Raw genomic sequence first — 16,444 nt, forward strand, 5'->3', positions numbered from 1 at the left:
ACAGGAGGATTTCACTATGAAGATCAATAACTTTGTCTACTACAACCCTACAAAAATCTATTTCGGAGACCAGCAGCTCTCCCACCTTGCAGAGGAGGTCAAAAGGCACGGGGACAAGGCTCTCCTCGTCTACGGAGGCGGCTCCATCAAGAAAAACGGTCTCTATGGCAGGATCATATCCATCCTCTCCGGAGCAGGCATCGAGACAGCAGAGTGCAGCGGTATCGAGCCCAATCCCCAGTACACCTCGGTCAACCGGGCTGCAAAAATATGCAGGGATGCCGGGTGTCAGGTGGTGATCGCCGTGGGAGGCGGCTCTGTCATCGACGCTTCCAAGGTGGTCGCCCAGGCAGCCTTTTACGAGGGAGACTGCTGGGATCTGGTGACCAAAAAAGTGGACGAGCCCCGGGCTCTCCCCCTCATCGCAGTCCCCACCATGGCATCTGCCGGCTCAGAGAACGACGCCTGGGCTGTCATCTCCAATGCGGACACAAACGAGAAGCTGGATCCCTGGCACGCCGGCTACCAGCCCACCGCTGCCTTCATCGACCCGTCCATCACCTACACGGTGAGCCCCTACCAGACAGCAGTCGGAGCGGCGGATATTTTCTCCCACATCGTGGAAATCCGCTATTTCCTGAAGGACCACAAGATTGAATTTGTGAGCGAAATGATGGAGGTGATGGCTGCCAACACAGTAAAATACGGAGCCATTGCCGTGAAAGACCCGAACAACACGGAGGCCCGCCAGAACCTGTCCTGGCTGTCGGCCATGATCACCGGCGGCATCATGGATATGGGCGGTATCCAGGACATGGCGCTCCACATGACAGAGTACGGCATTGCCGCCTTCTATGAAATCCCCCACGGCCACGGCATCGCCATCCTCTTCCCCAGATGGATGCAGTATGTCTTAAGCGAAGAGACGGCTCCTGTCTTCTACCATTTCGGTCAGAAATGCTTTGGCATCCCTTCCGGCCTTGAGGATACGGAGGGTGCGCAAAAGACCATCGATGCCCTGAGCCACTGGCTGTATGAGGAGATGGGGCTTGAGAGCAGGCTTTCCGCCTTCGGCGTCACAGAGGAACGTCTCCACGATATGGCGGTGAAAGCTACCGGGAACCACGGCGGCATCCTCCACAGCATAACGGACCTGACAACAGATGATGTAGAGCACATTTTCAAGATGTGTCTGTAATACCTCCGCTTTCCTTCTGGAAATGTAAGGAAGTGTAACTTTGTCACAGAAATCCTTTTGCCTTTTCTGTACAATACAGTTACAACATTTACAGAAGGGATGGATGATCATGAAAGTGAAGCTGGATAAACGTCTGACTGACCACATGAAAGAAAAAGGTCTCCGCCACATCCTGCTCAGCCCCCATGTGTGCTCCACATGAGGCGGCCCGATGCTGAACATATCAGCAAGGTTTGCTGATCCGGATGAAGCGGCTGCCCTGAAGGGAAAGGGATTTCAGAGCTTCGCCCACGATTTTGGCGAGGTCCTGATCTACCGGGAGCCGCTGCGCACGGCCGACACCGTGACCCTCGGTCTCTCCCGCTTTTTTAAGAAGATCACTGTAGACGGGATTTATTCCACATAACACAAAAGGAGCAGAGCCCCTTAAGAACCTTGTCCTCACAGGTTCCCGGAGAGCGCTGCTCCTTTTTCTTTCTACTATCTTGTATACTTTTCCACGAGCTCCTGCATGCGGTCGAACTGCTGCTCCATCTCGTCCACCAGGCGGAACTGCGTCCTGGCCCGCACCAGATTGTGCTCCGGATAATCCGTCTTGAAGTAGGTATCCCCCTGGAGATAATCTGTCAGGAAGCGGATGCCGCACTCCAGCGTCATGAGCCGGGCGCCCCAGGGAAGGCTCTTTATCTCCGCCTCAGTCAGGACGTCCTTCGTCTCCTCCAGATACCCCTTCACATACAGCTCATAGAGGGAAATGTCAAAGTGCATGAGGTCCAGGTTTTGCTCGTCCTCCTCTGCCGTGGCGGCTCCAAAGCGGATGGAGTCACCAAAGTCATTGGCCGCAAGCCCCGGCATGATCGTGTCCAGGTCGATGATGCACAGCCCCTTCCCCGTCTTCTCATCAAAGAGGATGTTGTTCAGCTTTGTGTCATTGTGGGTCACCCGCAGGGGCAGGATACCCGCGTCCTGCTGCTCCACCAGCACACCGCAGTCCTTCTCCCTGGCCAGCGCGAAATCAATCTCCGGCTGGCAGGAGGCGGCACGGTTTTTCAGGTCCCTCTTCAGGGCGACCTGGAAGGCGCCGAAACGCTTTACCGTGTTGTGGAAATCCGGGATGGTCTCATTTAATTTTGAAGCCGGATAGTCGCAAAGCTGCTTCAGGAAATGGCCGAAGCTGCTGCCGGACTGGTAGAACTGCTCCGGCTCCTCCACAAGCTGGTAGCAGACAGAGTCCGGGATGAAGTTGTAGCATCTCCAGGGCTCTCCCTCGCTGTCCTCAAAGTAGTTGCATCCGCTCTTTGTCTTGATGTAGGAGAGCGTCTCCCTGTCCGGGTCGCCGCCCTCCCTGCGGATCACATTTCTCAGATACTCAGTCACGCCGAAGATGTTGTCCATGACCCCGGCCGGGTCCTTGAACACATTGCTGTTTACCCTCTGCAGGACGTAGGACAGCTCGTCTCCCTCCTGCCCCGGCATATACACGGCATAGGTCTCATTGATATGGCCGGCTCCAAAGGGCTTCACATAGCTGCACCGGTTCCCAAAGCCAAAGGCGTAGATGGCATCCTCCAGATTCCTGTCCTCCACGCCGTCAATCTTCCTTCTGGTGGAGAAGATCACTTCTCCGGCCTCCACCTTCACCTTTGACGCAATGCGGCAGTTCGCCTTCACCACGCTCCCCAGGCCGATGTGGGCGCCCCTCTCCACGTAGGAGTCGTGGTCCACCACAGCGCCGCTGTTGATGAGGACTCCGTGCTCCACCACGGTGTGGGTGTTGACAATAGCCCTCTGCATAATAAAGCTCCCTTTGCCGACAGATGCGCTGGGGCTTACCACCGCCGACGGATGGATGATGGCCGGCACATCGTACCCTGCCTCCATCAGCTTCTCCGTCCAGTGGAGGCGCATATTGTTGTCCCCCAGGGCTGCCACGGCCGTGTCGTACTGCCCCAGAAAGCTCTCATAGTCACAGCACTTTCCCACTACATCCGGGTCTCTCACCGCGTCGTCAAGAAACACTGCCTTCTCGTATCCCAGAAGCTTTGCGGTCTCCTGGATCATATGGCCAAATCCGCCGGCCCCAAGTATCAGTAAACTTTTCATAACCTTCTCTGCAGGAGAGCGCACCGGCTCTCCTGTCCCCTTTCTTCTTGTTAAAATAGATATATTATAACATATCGCACGGAAAACGGAAGCATTTATCAAAGCGGATATACTCAACGGATATACTCTTCCCACCAATCATCCGTGGATATGCTCCTTCATCCACCCGCAGATGAGATCCGCAATCTGGTCGCTGTTGTCCTCCATCATGAAGGCGTGGGTGTTTCCTCTTATGCCCATCTCGGGCAGAGACATCCAGGTGCTGTCCCCTCCCAGCTCCAGAAGCCACTCGTGAAGCCTGCGCATGCTGTCCTCCCAGGCGAACGCGCCGGGCCACTTGTAGCCGTCGATACAGTACTCCTCGCCCAGGAAGTCTCCATACACAAAGAGAAACGGTATATCCTTAAAGGGCGAAACGTCCACCTTGTCCACGTCCATGTTGGAGGAGCTCTCCACCAGGATGACGCCCCTGACATTTTCCGCGTTTTTGAGAGCAGCCTCCAGGGCAAAGAGTCCGCCCTGGCTGTGTGCCATGACGATCATGCCCTCCTTCATGCTGGCAAAGTACTCGTCATAGGCCGCCTGCACCATGGCGTTGGAGGTGGTCCATCTGGGCACATGCTGCTTCATGAACTGGTCGTATTTACTGTAGTCGAATCGGCTTCCCTCGTAGGGGACACCGTATTTCGGCCCCAGACGGTAGGTAGTCCACCGCTCCGCGTAGCTGTTAAACATGGGCGGGCCCTGGTTGATCTCCGGAAACTGGGCCCAGGAGGACCGCCCTCTCTCCACGCCGTCAGACACATTGACGTTGAAGCCGTTCTGGAGAAAGCGGAATTCCCATCCCGGTCTCCCGTCCTGAGTGCTCTCCCACAGCGCGCCGGAGGAGCCGCCTCCGTGGATCATGCAGACCGGGTAAGGCACCACCGGATCCTCCAGCCTTGTGTACTGCACGTACATCTGTCCGGCCTGGAAATCTCCGTTGGGGTCGTAGGTCACCGGCGGGCCCCCGGGCCAGAAACTGGTCTGGATCGGGGCGCTCCCCTCAATGGTCACCTTTTTCCCTCCAATGTGATAGCTTCCCTTTGCAATAATGCTGACTGCTCTCTTCACGTTTCTGTCACCTCTTTCTTAAGCCTCTGAAAAGCTCCTGAAAATCTTCTCTTTCTCTTAAAAATGCGTACTCCTCATTCTTCTCAATGGCCGTCATGAGGGCATCCTTTATCTGCCCTCCAAAATCGGGATCCAGCTCCTTCGTGGCAATATGGGCAAAGAGGAAGGATTTTCCCATATCCCGCGGTCTGGACAGGGAGTCCAGCAGCTCCCGCAGCAGCTCCACGCAGCGGTCCCCGTCTCTCTCCTCCACGGCCACCGTAAATTCCAGGGACAGGCCGCTGTAATCCCACTGCCAGGCCTCCATCACCTTCCGCCCGTAGCCGGCAATCTCCCGGGCCCGCTCCCGGTCACCCTCCCGCACAGCCACAGTGGCCAGATTGTTAAGAAGCAGATAGACCTCCACGACGGAGCCATTCAGCTTCTGCTCGATCAGCCTGGCGGCCTCCTCATTTTTCTCCTGCTTCATATACATGGAAATCTGCAGCTGTCTCTTGTCCAGCGAACTGTACTCGGGAAGGCGCTGCAGGTATTCCTCCGCCCTCTCATAGTCCTCCTCCTGGATACAGAGGGAGGCCAGCGCATATGTGGCGCGGTCCGCGGACACGGGGTCGTCACATTTTGCCGCCCTCTCGTACAGCCGGACCGCATATTCCTGGCACTCCTGCCGCAGCTCGTCTCCTGCCGTCCTAAGGATCACAAGCCCCCGCAGCATAGTGGCCAGCTGGCACAGGAGCTCCCCGCAGGAGGGATATTCCTCCGCCAGGTCTCTGACCCGGGTGACGGCTGCCTCTATTCCATCCTCCTGGGAAATCAGGGCCACCTCGTTCATCTCCTTTGCCATCTCCTCCCGGGTCAGGCTCTCCCGAAAGCACATCAGCGTGTTGGGATCTGTCTTCAAAAGCCGGGCCAGGGCGGGGACAAGGGAAATGTCCGGGTAGGTGGCGCCGCTCTCCCACTTGTTCACAGCGGGGGCCGACACGCCCAGATACTCCGCCATCTGCTCCTGGGTAAGATTGAATTCCCTGCGTTTTCTTCGTATCACATCTTTCATCTGCATAACAGTCTGTTCCTCCTCATTTTTATTGCGAAGGCCTTCACTACTGTTATTGTAGCAGACGGATATCCGGGTGTATATTGAACGGTTCTTAATTTTCAGGAAGTTTTTTTAACCGAAGGTTATGTTTTATCACAGGATGTATGTCATCTCATGCCAGCTCTCGCCGCCCCAGCAGGACTGGGACATGCCTTTGTCCTCAAACCCCATCTTCCGGTACATTTCCACCTTTTCCTCCAGACAGGTCAGAACCAGCATCCTGCGTCCACGCTCCCGCTCCTGCCTCACATAGCAGGCCATCAGCTCCGAGGCCAGCCCCTGCCGGCGATATTCCGGCAGTACCCCCAGGCTGAGGATCATGACATTGACTCCCCTTGGGTCGTGGAGCTCTGTCTGCTTAAAAAATTCATCCCGCAGGGTGGACTCCTCCGTCACAAGGCCATTCAGATAGCCCGCGATCTTCCCCGTCTCTCTGTCCACAGCCACCAGGAACTGCTCTCCCGCCAGGAAGGCCCTGTCCCTTACGACCTCCTTGGCCCCCGCCTCATTGGGCGGGAAACACAGCCGCTCTGCCTCCGCTGCCTCCCGGACCTCCGGCCGTCGGATCAGGCGGATCTCAAACCGCTCTTCTGTGCGGCCGCTTTCCTTTTCGGTCGTCTTCACGGTCATCTTCCTGGTCGTTTTTTCAGTCGTATTCTCTGCTCTTTTCTCAGTCATCCTCTGCTCTTCCTTTGCTTTTTTCATCTCAAAGAGAAAACGGGCAGCGTCACCTGCCCTTATGTTTCTCCTTCTTTTTCTGCTGTTTCAGCTCAAACCTGCGCTCTTGTGCCTATCCCTGCGCTCTGTACCTGCCTTTTCACATCCCGCTGGATCCTTTTGGGATTGCGGGCAGGCTCCTTTACACCAGCTGCCACAGCCGGACTACCTACCGGCTCTGCAGGAGACGGGCTCCCACGTTGCGTTTTTATCTTTGCCCTCTGATTTTATCACATTGCCGGCATTTTATCCACAAAACACCGGAAAGCCTCCGGCATTTTTACTATTAAACTTCCTCTGCCTTGTCAAAACCTTGTCGTTCATGATATAGCATTCATTACCTAATTGGTATATAATATAAGCAAAATTAGACCGGAGGGCGCTATGGTTTCTTTAAAGCAATACGTTAAAAATGATGTTGAAAAGAAAAGGCAGTATTTTCAGTCCGCATCTCCGGAAATCACGCAGCAGAATCTGCGGCTTCTCCAGCTTGCCAGCCTGTCCACAGTGGGCTTTCTTCTCCTGTTTTTTCTGCTGACTCCCCTGATTATCCCCGGGTGGAAAATGACGCCGCAGCATTTTTGGTTCCTTCCCTCCTCATTGGTATTATTCTTCATTTCCTCTTTTATATCAGAAGCTGAAGCGGGGGAATTTCCGTTTTGTAACTTTCCTGTGCATTGTTTTTGAAGTGGTTGTCGCTTTCTTTATCATTCTCATTGATGTATATACTTCAAGGGAAGCTCCCGCATCCTTCTTTGCTCCCCTCTGCCTTGCGCTGCCCGCTATGTTTATCCTGCCGCTCTGGCTGAGCTATCTGCTCATTTTCTGCTTTGAAGCGCTCTTCGTTACGCTGACATTGTCCTACAAAATGGCCTTCATTGCACAGTATGATATTTTTGCCTCTATTGTAGGTATTGCCTTCTCCTTTGTCATCGCGCACACGATTCTTCACCTTCGGGCCAGGGATTTTGACCTGAGGCTGCAATACCAGCAGCTCAGCCAGCGGGACGCTCTCTCTGACATTTTAAACAAAAAGGCTTTTGAGGATTCCGTAAAGGCTTATCTGCAAAAAGACATCTCCTCTCTTCCCCACCCCTGCGCGCTCCTGATCTTTGACATCGACAATTTTAAGGCAGTCAACGACAGTCTGGGCCACTATGCCGGCGACCAGCTGCTGAGCCGCATCGGAAACAGGCTTCCGGAGCTTTTCCGATCCACTGACATTGTCGGACGATTTGGAGGCGATGAGTTCGTGATCCTTCTCATCGGAGCGCTCACACAGGATATGCTTGAGAAGAAATGCCGCTCCATCCACCGGCAGATTTCTGAAATCGAGCTTCCCGGATTAAGCACTCACATCACCTGCAGTATCGGATGCGGGATTTCCAGCGGCTTTATAGAATCCTACGATGAACTGTTCCGACTGGCAGACAAGGCTCTCTACACAGCCAAGGGAATGGGGAAAAACTGCCACTGTCTGCTGGACACATACCCTTCATAGGACTACAGGAGCCGAATATCCTCCCCCAGTGGCAGCTCATGGGAAATCAGCCCGCTTCCATTCATGTCTTCTCTTCTCATATCCACTGCCTGGATCCTGTGGTTGTCATAGGTCTTGAAATAGTAGACTCCGGTACATGCGTTGACACAGCAGGAGTAGGTGGTGATGTCCTCCCTCCCCTCCTCTGTCAGGACCATCCCCCTCACCATAGCCACATTATCAAGGATATGGAAAAACTGGGACACATTTGCCGACTCCTCCCGGGGCGCCCTGGAGTTCCATCTTAGGAAGGCGGCCCGCACAAACCTGGAGGCCGGAGACGCGTCCCCCGGAAGTCCGATGGCTCCCATCCCCTGCCCGAAGGGCTCCATGTCCAGCCCCTCGCCAAACCGGTTCTTCGGAGCCCGGGCTGTCAGGTTCATGTACTGCCGTATATTCATGAGATGAAAGGGAAATGGCGGGTTATTTGTCAGCACTCCGAAGGGATTTTCATAAAGCTCCAGCCCCTCCTCCATCGGCTCAGCCACCCATGCCTCCTGCCGGTCCGCCAGCATGAAATGCAGCGGCGCCAGGGGCACCTCCGGCGCAAAGGGAAGGCCCACCAGATCTGTCTCCTTCAGATATTCCACAGCCTCCCTCGCAGAGGAGCACTGCCCCAGTATCCAGGGGATCACCTCGTAGGGAGTGACCTGGTATTTCTTTTTACTCTCCCTGGGATAGACGGCATTTCCCGGGAAATTCAGCCCCGCCATACCAAGTCCTTTCTCGTTGACCGCCTCGGCGTACATGGGATACTCTCTCATCACCGCCGCCATGCCAATCATGCCGTAATGATGACTCATTTGTTCCATCCTTTTGAATGTGAGGGGAAAATTTCTCGGCGTGATGACCACCCGTTCGCCAAAGGAATACTCCAGGTCCAGATTTCGCCCAAAATAAAAATCTCCATTTTCGTATGTGATACAGGTACACATGCTTGCCGCCTCCTTTTTGTATTTTCAGTATCTGCCGTACATATGATCCATATACATGATCTCATACCAGAAGAGCTTTGTCTTCTATTTTTCTCTGTTTATATGATATATTTATAGAAAGAGGATATTCATATTGACGTATAGGAAGATCCATTTAGATGAATTTTTACCAGGAGGTGCTGCGGATATGATCACAGAAAAAGAAATCACAGACAGGCTGGAGCAGAAAATCCTCGCCGGCGGCTGGAACCGCATAAAGCCGGAGGATGCCATACGAAAGGAGCTGGCCGGCATGCCCATTTACGACGCTCCCATCTTCGGCTTTGGGGACGCCCATGACCCACTCTTCCACACGTGGAAAAAGCCTCAGGTCATGCACCCGGATGTCCTGCTGCCGGAGGACTGGCTGCCCGGAGCCAGAACCGTGATCTCCTACTTCTTCCCCTTCACGGACCAGGTCCGCAGAGCTAATGCAAAAGCCGGTATCCGTCCGGCAGATGAGTGGCTTCACGGGCGCATCGAGGGCCAGGAGATGATAGCCGCCGTGGGCCGAGAGCTGTGCTCCATCCTGGAAGAGAAAGGCTACGCGGCCGTCTGTCCCTCCCTGGATCCCCGCTTCCGAATGGTGGCCGATTACGTGTCCAACTGGTCAGAGCGGCACGCAGCCTACATCTGCGGCCTGGGAACCTTTGGCCTCTCAAAGGGCCTCATCACCCGGAAGGGCATAGCCGGCCGCTTTGGCAGCGTCATTACCTCCTGCGCTCTTCCCATTACAGAACGCCCCTACGAGGGACTCACAGACTACTGCATCATGTGCGGGAAATGCCAGCGCAACTGTCCGGCCCAGGCCATCGACAGGACAAAGGGCTGTCTGGCTGGCAAGGATCACACACTCTGCTCCGCCTATATAAACGAAAATACCCGGGCAGTCTGCGGCCCAAGTCAGAAGATGCGCTACGGCTGCGGGAAGTGCCAGGTGGATGTGCCCTGCGAAAGGGGGATACCGGAGAGAAGGGGTAAACGTCAAGCTTAATTGTTAAGAGCCTGAAATCCGTTGTTGAATGGATTTCAGGCTCTTTGTTTACTACCCGAACTTTGCTTTTAGATTTGTCCGATTATGAATGATTGGCTTTATTTATTCGCTTTTATCCATTCTATATGCATAATCCGTTTCGCTCATAACATTGGTAGCCGAAATTTATCCTTTTATTCCTCTTATTATTGACTGTAAACCTCTGCCTTATTTTTAATTTCACGACTTGCTTTCCCTTTATTCTTTTCTAGGGTTCGTACCTTATCCCAATCCCTTTTCTATTGCAAGTGCCAATGCCCGAAGTCTGTTTACTGTTCTTTTTTCATTTTTCAATATATATGTTATATTTTCGGCAGAGGATACTCTCTTCACTGGATCTAAGACACCTATATCATTTTGCGCCAACGTTTCAAATACATCCAACAGTTCTTCTAAGGATGGAGAAACATCAGTATTGCGCAATAATAATACATATCGCGAGCAGAAAGGCTGCCCAGCATATCTTGTTCCTTTTCAAACATGGAAACTACATATGTAATAATATCCATCTCCCTTTGCCGGATGGCTATAAGTTCTTCAAGACGTGAAAGTCCGTCGGGAACTTGAAAGATAAGAGCGATTTCTTGTAAACTTAACCCCAATGAGCAAGACATTCTTGCAATTTCAATTAATTCCGCATCCGTAATTAATGCAAACCCTTTCTTGCGGGCATGGTTTCGTATGGTATCTCCACTAAATCCTGGCCCAATAATCGCTACATACTCTGCATTATTTTTTTCTTTATGTGCATCTATTGCTACATCACTTATATCACTATGAGATACGCTTCCACCGGATTTTGATTTACCGTCCACTATCGCTATAATATTTTTTCCTTCATTGTCTTTCCAACGTACAATTACGTCTGTATCACCTGACCCACCAATTCGTTTTGCATCAAATCCCATAAAATTAAAGATATTGGCAATAGCTTCTTCAAATGCAACTCCAGAAGCCTTCCCTTCTGCGCTAGGATCAATTGAAGCTGTGTGTAACTGTTCAAAAATCTGCTCATTTTTATCTATCAGCATGTTAGAAGAAGCGATACAGTTATTGTCCCTATTTATTTCTTCTGTTGTTTCACAAGCATTCTCTTCTGCCAAGGGCAGTTCAGCAACAAAGCATTTTCCTAACGATGTAGCCCTTAAATGCAGATATCTAGGTTCTTCCAAAAGTCCTGCTTCAAGTAAAAATCCTGCAATCCATCTGGCCTTTTCAGTATTTAACCCATATACTTTTGCCTGAGCATAAAGATCATTTCGCACAACATCTCTTTCTGCGGCCTTAATCATCTCTCCTACAAAACGCATATGAGCATGAAGAATCCGCACAAAATCCAAATCGTCGCCAGTCTCACACCATGCTTTCGCTGCAGGCGTTGCAATATAGATATCATATATTCATCCAATATTCTTGCTGCAATCTGTCCATCAGGCGTTTCCGCTCCCATATCATTTTTATTTCCAATCTGAAGGATTATCTCATGAAATGGTTTTTCCTGCTTTCCAGAACGGATTTTTTCATAATGATTTTCGATCTTTCCTTGTCTGCTTTACATTATACCTTTCAAGTGCCTCATCAAATAATTCATGGTATATTTCTTGAATATCCTGATTGCAGTATTCCACATTCCAGCGACTCCGTTTCGGATCTGTATTCTTTGCATGGAATTTTCTGCTGTTGTGGTTGACAAAGCCTTGCCCTGTTATAAAGCTGATTGTCCTCTTCAATAACTCTCCTTTCTCCCTTTTCCACGAATCAGCACTGTATTCTCTTCCGGCCAGTAATCTGCCATATCCAGAGCGGAAAGTTCTCCCACCCGAAGCCCCAGACAGAAAAGCAGCTCGATTATACACATATTCCGGACAGCCAGTCTTTCTTTATATTCTGACCAGGCCTGCTGATACTGGAAAGTAGCCGCCAGAATCAGCTCTTTAATCTCTTCCCTGGATAATGTCCTGGGCAATGTCCTTGGCAACTGAAATTTTCTGGCCGTGAACCGGAAGAAAATCTCATTTAAGTTCAAAACCATTCTGAGATAATCACAATACTGCTGAATGGAAACATATTTTCTGCGGATAGAACGGGGTGCTAATTCTATCTCATTCTGCATATAAAAAAATATTCATAGATGCTCCGGTCATTGATATCCCCGTAATGCCGTCTTTCCAGCCACCTGGAAAAATTCTGCAGGTCATTTTTATAGGCATACAGGGTATTGGATGACAAGTTTCTCTGCACAAAAAGCATATCAATAAAGTCCTGGATCAGGACTTCCTGTTGTTCCTTATTATATTCCATAGGCCCCTCCATTTTTCTCCTATCTGTTCATACAATTCCAATGATACCTTCTTATCCTTTTACTGTCCGGGGAGGGTGTCTGAAGAAAAATCCCGTAGGCTTCCGTTCCCGCTGTCTGTCCATATCATACCTTATATAAATTATAGTGTATGGATGGCCGAAAAAAAGGACCCTGCACTGTCTTTTCAAAGGCAGTACAAAGTCCTTTCCCTTCTTTTTTCTCTTATGCCAGTCCCTTTTCCTCTAACCAGTTATCCAGAGTCCTTTTTCCTCTTTTCATCTTAAGGGTTCGGATCTGGAACTCCAGAATGGTCAGCAGGGTAAAGACGATCCACAAAACGGTCAGGAATATTACGGCTTCCTGAATACTTTCTCCTCCTGATATGGTACTTCGGAAGGCTTCCACCGTATAAGTGAACGGTACCCAGTCATGAAGATAAGGGACAAAGCTTCCGGACAGTTCCAGGGGGTAGGTTCCCACAGAACCTGCCAGCTGGATCACCATAAATACCAGCATCAGGAAACTTCCCACTTTGCCAAAAGTATTGGTAAAGAAATACATCACAGACATAAAAGCCACCGAAGCCAGACAGGCCACCGCCAGGGTTTTCCCCATTTCCACCGGCTCAAAACCGTCACACAGATGAAGCATAAAGATCATCACCGCTGCCTGGAGCAGGGCAATCAGATACAGTACCGATGCCTTGCTTCCCCACCAGGCCAGACCGGATTTCAGCTTTCCGCTGTACTTTGTCAGCGGATACATAAGACTAAAGGCAATACAGCCTACCCAAAGTGCCACAGACATCATATAGGGGGCCATGGCATGGCCGTTATTTTCTACCCTGGTGATCTGTGTTTCTTTTGTTTCCACAGGAGCTGCAAACATATCCTCCGTATCTTCTCCTTTATTCGTATCCCGGATCTGTTTTGCCCCCTCTGCCAGACTGTCTTTTAAAGTCCTAGTTCCTTCCGCCAGCTGTTCAATCCCGGATCCAAGAGTTTTACTTCCATCATGAAGCTGGGAAGCTCCGCTGCTGATCTGGGAGGCTCCGTCCTCCAGCTGTACCGCTCCTCCAAGAAGAGCCTGATTGTTTGCAGTAAGCTGGCCGGTTCCCTGGGACAACTTGCTGGTTCCGGCTACCAAGGTATCCATACCCGCCGAAAGAGTTCCTGCTCCCTGAGAAAGGGTCTGGGCTCCTGTCTTCAGACTTCCAGTTCCCTGTTTCAGATCCTTTGCTCCCTGGGACAGCTGTTCCACTCCCTGGGAAAGAGCCGGAAGCTGTCCCTGCATTTCCTGTACTCCTTTATCCAGATCAGAACTCCCCTGTACCAGACGGCCAAATCCCTCATCCAGCTGCCCGGCTCCCTGTACCAGTGCTTCCGTTCCCTGTGTCTTCAGTGCTCCGGCTCCATCCTTTGCACTCTGGATTCCGCCGGCAAGTGCAGGTGCCGCCTCAGTCAGCTGTTCTACTCCCCGGTTCACTTCTCCACTTCCCTGGGTAAGACGGTCAGCACCTTCCCTCAGCTGAGACAGACTGTCTCCAACCTGTGTGCCGATTCCGCTCTTCAGCTGCTCCATGCCGCTGTCCACTCCTGCCAGATACTGTTCTCCGGCTGTTTCTGTCTGAGCAGACAACTGTCCCAGACCTTCTGATAATGCCTGAAGACCCTTTACCACACTGCTCAGGTCTGTAGAATTTTCCCCTGCCAAACCGGCCCCGGTCATATCCCGGGCCTGCCGGGCTGCCTCTGCCATGGTCTGCTGATCCTGAGACAGGGCGGCACTGCTGTTCCCAAGAGCCTGAGAAGCTTCCTGGAGACGGCTTCCCGCCTCATTGGCTGCATCGGCGTTTTGCTGTGCAGCTGCCACTGCCTCCCAGGCAACGGATGCCACTGCATCTATATCTCCTGAATCAATTGCCTGCTGCAAGGAATCACTTAAATAAGAGGCGTCTGTACTTTCCACACCTCCCAGATTTTCTGCCGCAGCCTGGGCTGCCTCTGCCTGGTTTCCGGCTTCCTGGGCATTCCCCTCTAAAGTATCGCCCAGTTGGTCCCCACTTCCTGTTTCCTGGGACATGCTCTCCGTTCCCTGAATCCCCGCAAGGAGCTGATCGGTACTGGACTTTAACTGGTCCGCGCCCTCTTTCACAGAGTCAAAAACCTGTTTTCCTCCATCCTGCAGCTGTCCGTTTACCTGATCAATACTGGCAGAAATGCCGGGGACTGCCTGTTCTTCCAGAAGCTTCATTCCCTGGGAAAGCTGAGCTGCCCCTTCATAAACCTCATTTGTACCTTCCTGAAGTTTCTGTGTCTGCCCGGGAAGCTGGGATGCTGCACTGTTCAGCTGATCCAGTCCTTCCTGTAAAGATGCAAGACCCCTGTCTGTCTGTTCAGCTCCTGCCTTCAGACTTTTGCTTCCCTCTCCCGCTGTCTTGACACCTGCGGCAAGCTGGGAAGACCCCTGGGATAATGCCCGGACTCCCTGAGAAAGTCCCGGGATCTTTCCTTCTAACTGTCCCATGCCCTCTTCCAGGGACTGGGCTCCTGCATCCAGGCTTTCACTTCCGCCAGCAAGTTCTTTTGCCCCGCTGTCCAGGGTTTTCGTCCCCTTGTTCAGTTCACTGGCCCCATCCTGAAGTTCACGTGCTCCCTTGTCTGCGGCTGTTACTCCATCTGTATAAGTCTTTAGTCCCTCTTCTAGGGTCTGACTGCCATCTCTGAATACCAGAGTACTATCTGCCAGAACCTGTAAATTCTCTTCGATCTGTTCATTTCCTGAGGCAAGTGCCCGAGTTCCCTCCTGGAGCTTCCCGGAACCATCTGCCGCTTCCTCCATTCCGTCCCCGGCCTTACCGATCTGTTCAAAAACCGCTTCTGCATAGGTGCGGGTAACTTCTTCCCGGACAGAACTCTGGATTTTCTCCATAGCTGTCTCGCTCATCTTAGAAGCAATGTAATTGGTACCCGGGTTTGTTTCATAAGAAAGTTCCATTTTTTCAGGTTTTTCCCGGGTAAGGGTGGCTGCATTGGCTGAAAAATCCTCCGGTATGGTAATGACCATATAATAACTTCCGTCTTTCAGCCCCTGCCGGGCCCTTTCCTTATCTGTAAAAGAAAAATTCAGAGAACTGTCCTCTTTCAGATTCTCCACCATTTCTTTTCCTATGTTTAATGTTTCTCCCTCATATTCTACCGGTTTATCCTCATTCACCACAGCCACGGGCAATTTGTCCATATTGCCATAAGGGTCCCACATGGATCCCAGAAAAAGGGTGGTATAAATGGTAGGAATTGCAATAATCGCAACAATAACTACCAACATGAGTTTATTACTCAGTAGCTTTTTCCACTCTAGTTTCAGCATTCTCCTGTCTCCTTTCTGTCTGCGCAACTAGTTATAGTTTAATAGATACTATGTTGATTATTTACACATACCGCATTATACTAGGGTTATAAATACCTTACAACCGACAATAATCCTTCGTTGCGTCTATTAATAGACAAAATGTCTATCTAGTGTCTATGGTTTATAATTTTTTTATATTTTCGAAAGGAGAAATCTATGAAAGAAAAAACTGACCGGAGAATCCGCAAAACAAAAGCCCAGCTTCGAGCCGGGCTTGCAAAACTTATGCAGGAAAAAAGTATTAAAGAAATTACTGTAAAAGAACTGGTAGAGGAAGTGGATATCAACCGTTCTACTTTCTATCTCCATTATACGGATATTTTCAATATGCTTTCCACCATTGAAGAAGAACTGCTGGAAGAGATCCGCCAGACCATTCAGAATCATCCGGTCAGTCCCTTTAACGAATCCAGCTTTCCTTTTATTGAGGATATTTTTCATATCCTGGCAGAAAACAAAGATATCTGCATCGCCTTGCTGGGGCCAAACGGGGATATCGCGTTTATCCATCGCATTGAAAATCTGATTTCCACCCACAGTCTTAACGTACTGCGCCGGACTTTTCCGGACACTATTGAAGACCTGAAATATTCCTATTCTTTCTGTCTTTCCGGCTGCATCGGTCTGGTGAAAACCTGGCTAACATCCGATACCGATGAAACGCCTCAATATATGGCCCAGCTCACCTTCCGGCTGATCATGAACGCCCTCCGTCATATGTATCCTGATAACACGCCCTCACAGACACCTCTGTCAGGTTCCAAAAGCCCTCTGCCGGAATAGATCCGGCAGACACTTCTTCAGGATCTGTGTCTGACCGGGATTTTTATTGCTTTTCCAGAGCTTTCTGATACTCTTCCTTCAGTTCTTTGATTTTTCCTCCTTTTCCCTGTCATAAAGCTGATTGTCCTCTTCAATAACTCTCCTTTCTCCCTTGTCGGGTAGTAATCAGCGCCG

16 protein-coding genes and 2 pseudogenes are annotated in these 16,444 nt (G+C 51.1%); 6 read left to right on the top strand and 12 right to left on the bottom strand.

Translation table 11 applies throughout. The annotated features are described in order from the left end of the window. The first annotated feature begins 16 nt into the window (after nucleotides 1-16). Together H7U36_RS11420 and H7U36_RS11425 are read left to right on the top strand one after the other, a co-directional pair. Nucleotides 17-1,198, top strand: coding sequence for an iron-containing alcohol dehydrogenase (locus H7U36_RS11420; RefSeq protein ID WP_205156185.1), 1,182 nt, complete (start codon nucleotides 17-19; stop codon nucleotides 1,196-1,198). A 211-nt stretch (nucleotides 1,199-1,409) separates the two neighbouring features. Beyond that, nucleotides 1,410-1,604 carry a hypothetical protein gene (locus H7U36_RS11425; RefSeq protein WP_205156186.1) on the top strand — a complete coding sequence of 65 codons (195 nt, stop codon included), beginning with the start codon at nucleotides 1,410-1,412 and terminating at the stop codon, nucleotides 1,602-1,604. Between the two features lie 74 nt (nucleotides 1,605-1,678). On the opposite strand, the gene H7U36_RS11430 is transcribed toward H7U36_RS11425, so the two are convergent. From H7U36_RS11430 to H7U36_RS11450, 5 genes and pseudogenes are all read right to left on the bottom strand, one after another. After that, on the bottom strand, nucleotides 1,679-3,301 hold the full coding sequence (locus tag H7U36_RS11430; protein WP_205156187.1) for a phosphotransferase: 1,623 nt from the start codon (nucleotides 3,299-3,301) through the stop codon (nucleotides 1,679-1,681). A gap of 138 nt (nucleotides 3,302-3,439) precedes the next feature. After that, nucleotides 3,440-4,414: an alpha/beta hydrolase family protein gene (locus H7U36_RS11435; RefSeq protein ID WP_205156188.1), complete on the bottom strand. Its 975-nt coding sequence runs from the start codon at nucleotides 4,412-4,414 to the stop codon at nucleotides 3,440-3,442. Between the two features lie 7 nt (nucleotides 4,415-4,421). Next, a complete protein-coding gene (locus tag H7U36_RS11440) occupies nucleotides 4,422-5,474 on the bottom strand; it encodes a helix-turn-helix domain-containing protein (RefSeq protein ID WP_205148283.1) in 1,053 nt (350 codons plus the stop codon). A 129-nt stretch (nucleotides 5,475-5,603) separates the two neighbouring features. Beyond that, the gene (locus H7U36_RS11445; protein ID WP_306465199.1) at nucleotides 5,604-6,188 is read right to left on the bottom strand and encodes a GNAT family N-acetyltransferase; all 585 of its coding nucleotides are present in this window, start codon (nucleotides 6,186-6,188) and stop codon (nucleotides 5,604-5,606) included. A 49-nt stretch (nucleotides 6,189-6,237) separates the two neighbouring features. Next, nucleotides 6,238-6,394 (bottom strand): annotated as a pseudogene (locus H7U36_RS11450) (DUF2992 domain-containing protein); the annotation flags it as partial. Nucleotides 6,395-6,611: 217 nt separating this feature from the next. Here H7U36_RS11450 and H7U36_RS11455 point away from each other — a divergent pair. Both H7U36_RS11455 and H7U36_RS11460 read left to right on the top strand, forming a co-directional pair. Further along, nucleotides 6,612-6,914 carry a hypothetical protein gene (locus H7U36_RS11455; RefSeq protein WP_205148282.1) on the top strand — a complete coding sequence of 101 codons (303 nt, stop codon included), beginning with the start codon at nucleotides 6,612-6,614 and terminating at the stop codon, nucleotides 6,912-6,914. A gap of 97 nt (nucleotides 6,915-7,011) precedes the next feature. Then, nucleotides 7,012-7,728 (top strand): GGDEF domain-containing protein, encoded by a 717-nt coding sequence (locus tag H7U36_RS11460; protein WP_205148281.1) that lies wholly within the window; start codon nucleotides 7,012-7,014, stop codon nucleotides 7,726-7,728. A gap of 2 nt (nucleotides 7,729-7,730) precedes the next feature. On the opposite strand, the gene bsh is transcribed toward H7U36_RS11460, so the two are convergent. Further along, nucleotides 7,731-8,702 (bottom strand): choloylglycine hydrolase, encoded by a 972-nt coding sequence (bsh, locus tag H7U36_RS11465; protein WP_205148280.1) that lies wholly within the window; start codon nucleotides 8,700-8,702, stop codon nucleotides 7,731-7,733. 187 nt (nucleotides 8,703-8,889) lie between these two features. On the opposite strand from bsh, the gene H7U36_RS11470 reads away from it, so the two are divergent. Continuing rightward, nucleotides 8,890-9,735 carry a 4Fe-4S binding protein gene (locus tag H7U36_RS11470; RefSeq protein ID WP_205148279.1) on the top strand — a complete coding sequence of 282 codons (846 nt, stop codon included), beginning with the start codon at nucleotides 8,890-8,892 and terminating at the stop codon, nucleotides 9,733-9,735. Between the two features lie 261 nt (nucleotides 9,736-9,996). Here H7U36_RS11470 and H7U36_RS11475 read toward each other — a convergent pair whose 3' ends face one another. The 6 genes and pseudogenes from H7U36_RS11475 to H7U36_RS11495 form a co-directional block, all read right to left on the bottom strand. Then, entirely contained in the window at nucleotides 9,997-10,158 is a 162-nt protein-coding gene (locus H7U36_RS11475; RefSeq protein WP_205148278.1) for a hypothetical protein, read from the bottom strand. Between the two features lie 8 nt (nucleotides 10,159-10,166). Then, nucleotides 10,167-11,105: a restriction endonuclease gene (locus tag H7U36_RS11480; protein ID WP_330637124.1), complete on the bottom strand. Its 939-nt coding sequence runs from the start codon at nucleotides 11,103-11,105 to the stop codon at nucleotides 10,167-10,169. Between the two features lie 44 nt (nucleotides 11,106-11,149). Continuing rightward, a pseudogene (locus H7U36_RS15515) lies at nucleotides 11,150-11,483 on the bottom strand (plasmid recombination protein); the annotation flags it as partial. 17 nt (nucleotides 11,484-11,500) lie between these two features. Beyond that, nucleotides 11,501-11,887, bottom strand: a complete 387-nt coding sequence (locus tag H7U36_RS11485; RefSeq protein WP_087156612.1) for a site-specific integrase — start codon at nucleotides 11,885-11,887, stop codon at nucleotides 11,501-11,503. Further along, entirely contained in the window at nucleotides 11,872-12,087 is a 216-nt protein-coding gene (locus H7U36_RS15555) for a site-specific integrase (protein ID WP_052083948.1), read from the bottom strand. The genes H7U36_RS11485 and H7U36_RS15555 overlap by 16 nt, the downstream gene beginning before the upstream one ends. Nucleotides 12,088-12,298: 211 nt before the next feature. Continuing rightward, entirely contained in the window at nucleotides 12,299-15,445 is a 3,147-nt protein-coding gene (locus tag H7U36_RS11495; protein WP_275951605.1) for a YhgE/Pip domain-containing protein, read from the bottom strand. 198 nt (nucleotides 15,446-15,643) lie between these two features. Here H7U36_RS11495 and H7U36_RS11500 point away from each other — a divergent pair, with 198 nt between their 5' ends. Next, entirely contained in the window at nucleotides 15,644-16,270 is a 627-nt protein-coding gene (locus H7U36_RS11500; RefSeq protein WP_052083947.1) for a TetR-like C-terminal domain-containing protein, read from the top strand. The last annotated feature ends 174 nt before the right edge of the window (nucleotides 16,271-16,444 follow it).

Source organism: Faecalicatena fissicatena (genome assembly GCF_016900595.1).
GTDB lineage: Bacteria > Bacillota > Clostridia > Lachnospirales > Lachnospiraceae > Claveliimonas > Claveliimonas intestinigallinarum.

What these genes read in the sequence shown, in the direction of transcription:
- H7U36_RS11460 (WP_205148281.1), top strand. Translation starts at nt 7,012, where the DNA reads ATGTTTATCCTGCCGCTCTGGCTGAGCTATCTGCTCATTTTCTGCTTT.
- bsh (WP_205148280.1), bottom strand. Translation starts at nt 8,702, where the DNA reads ATGTGTACCTGTATCACATACGAAAATGGAGATTTTTATTTTGGGCGA.
- H7U36_RS11420 (WP_205156185.1), top strand. Translation starts at nt 17, where the DNA reads ATGAAGATCAATAACTTTGTCTACTACAACCCTACAAAAATCTATTTC.
- H7U36_RS11500 (WP_052083947.1), top strand. Translation starts at nt 15,644, where the DNA reads ATGAAAGAAAAAACTGACCGGAGAATCCGCAAAACAAAAGCCCAGCTT.
- H7U36_RS11425 (WP_205156186.1), top strand. Translation starts at nt 1,410, where the DNA reads ATGCTGAACATATCAGCAAGGTTTGCTGATCCGGATGAAGCGGCTGCC.
- H7U36_RS11485 (WP_087156612.1), bottom strand. Translation starts at nt 11,887, where the DNA reads ATGCAGAATGAGATAGAATTAGCACCCCGTTCTATCCGCAGAAAATAT.
- H7U36_RS11430 (WP_205156187.1), bottom strand. Translation starts at nt 3,301, where the DNA reads ATGAAAAGTTTACTGATACTTGGGGCCGGCGGATTTGGCCATATGATC.
- H7U36_RS11470 (WP_205148279.1), top strand. Translation starts at nt 8,890, where the DNA reads ATGATCACAGAAAAAGAAATCACAGACAGGCTGGAGCAGAAAATCCTC.
- H7U36_RS11495 (WP_275951605.1), bottom strand. Translation starts at nt 15,445, where the DNA reads ATGCTGAAACTAGAGTGGAAAAAGCTACTGAGTAATAAACTCATGTTG.
- H7U36_RS15555 (WP_052083948.1), bottom strand. Translation starts at nt 12,087, where the DNA reads ATGGAGGGGCCTATGGAATATAATAAGGAACAACAGGAAGTCCTGATC.
- H7U36_RS11455 (WP_205148282.1), top strand. Translation starts at nt 6,612, where the DNA reads ATGGTTTCTTTAAAGCAATACGTTAAAAATGATGTTGAAAAGAAAAGG.
- H7U36_RS11440 (WP_205148283.1), bottom strand. Translation starts at nt 5,474, where the DNA reads ATGCAGATGAAAGATGTGATACGAAGAAAACGCAGGGAATTCAATCTT.
- H7U36_RS11445 (WP_306465199.1), bottom strand. Translation starts at nt 6,188, where the DNA reads ATGACTGAGAAAAGAGCAGAGAATACGACTGAAAAAACGACCAGGAAG.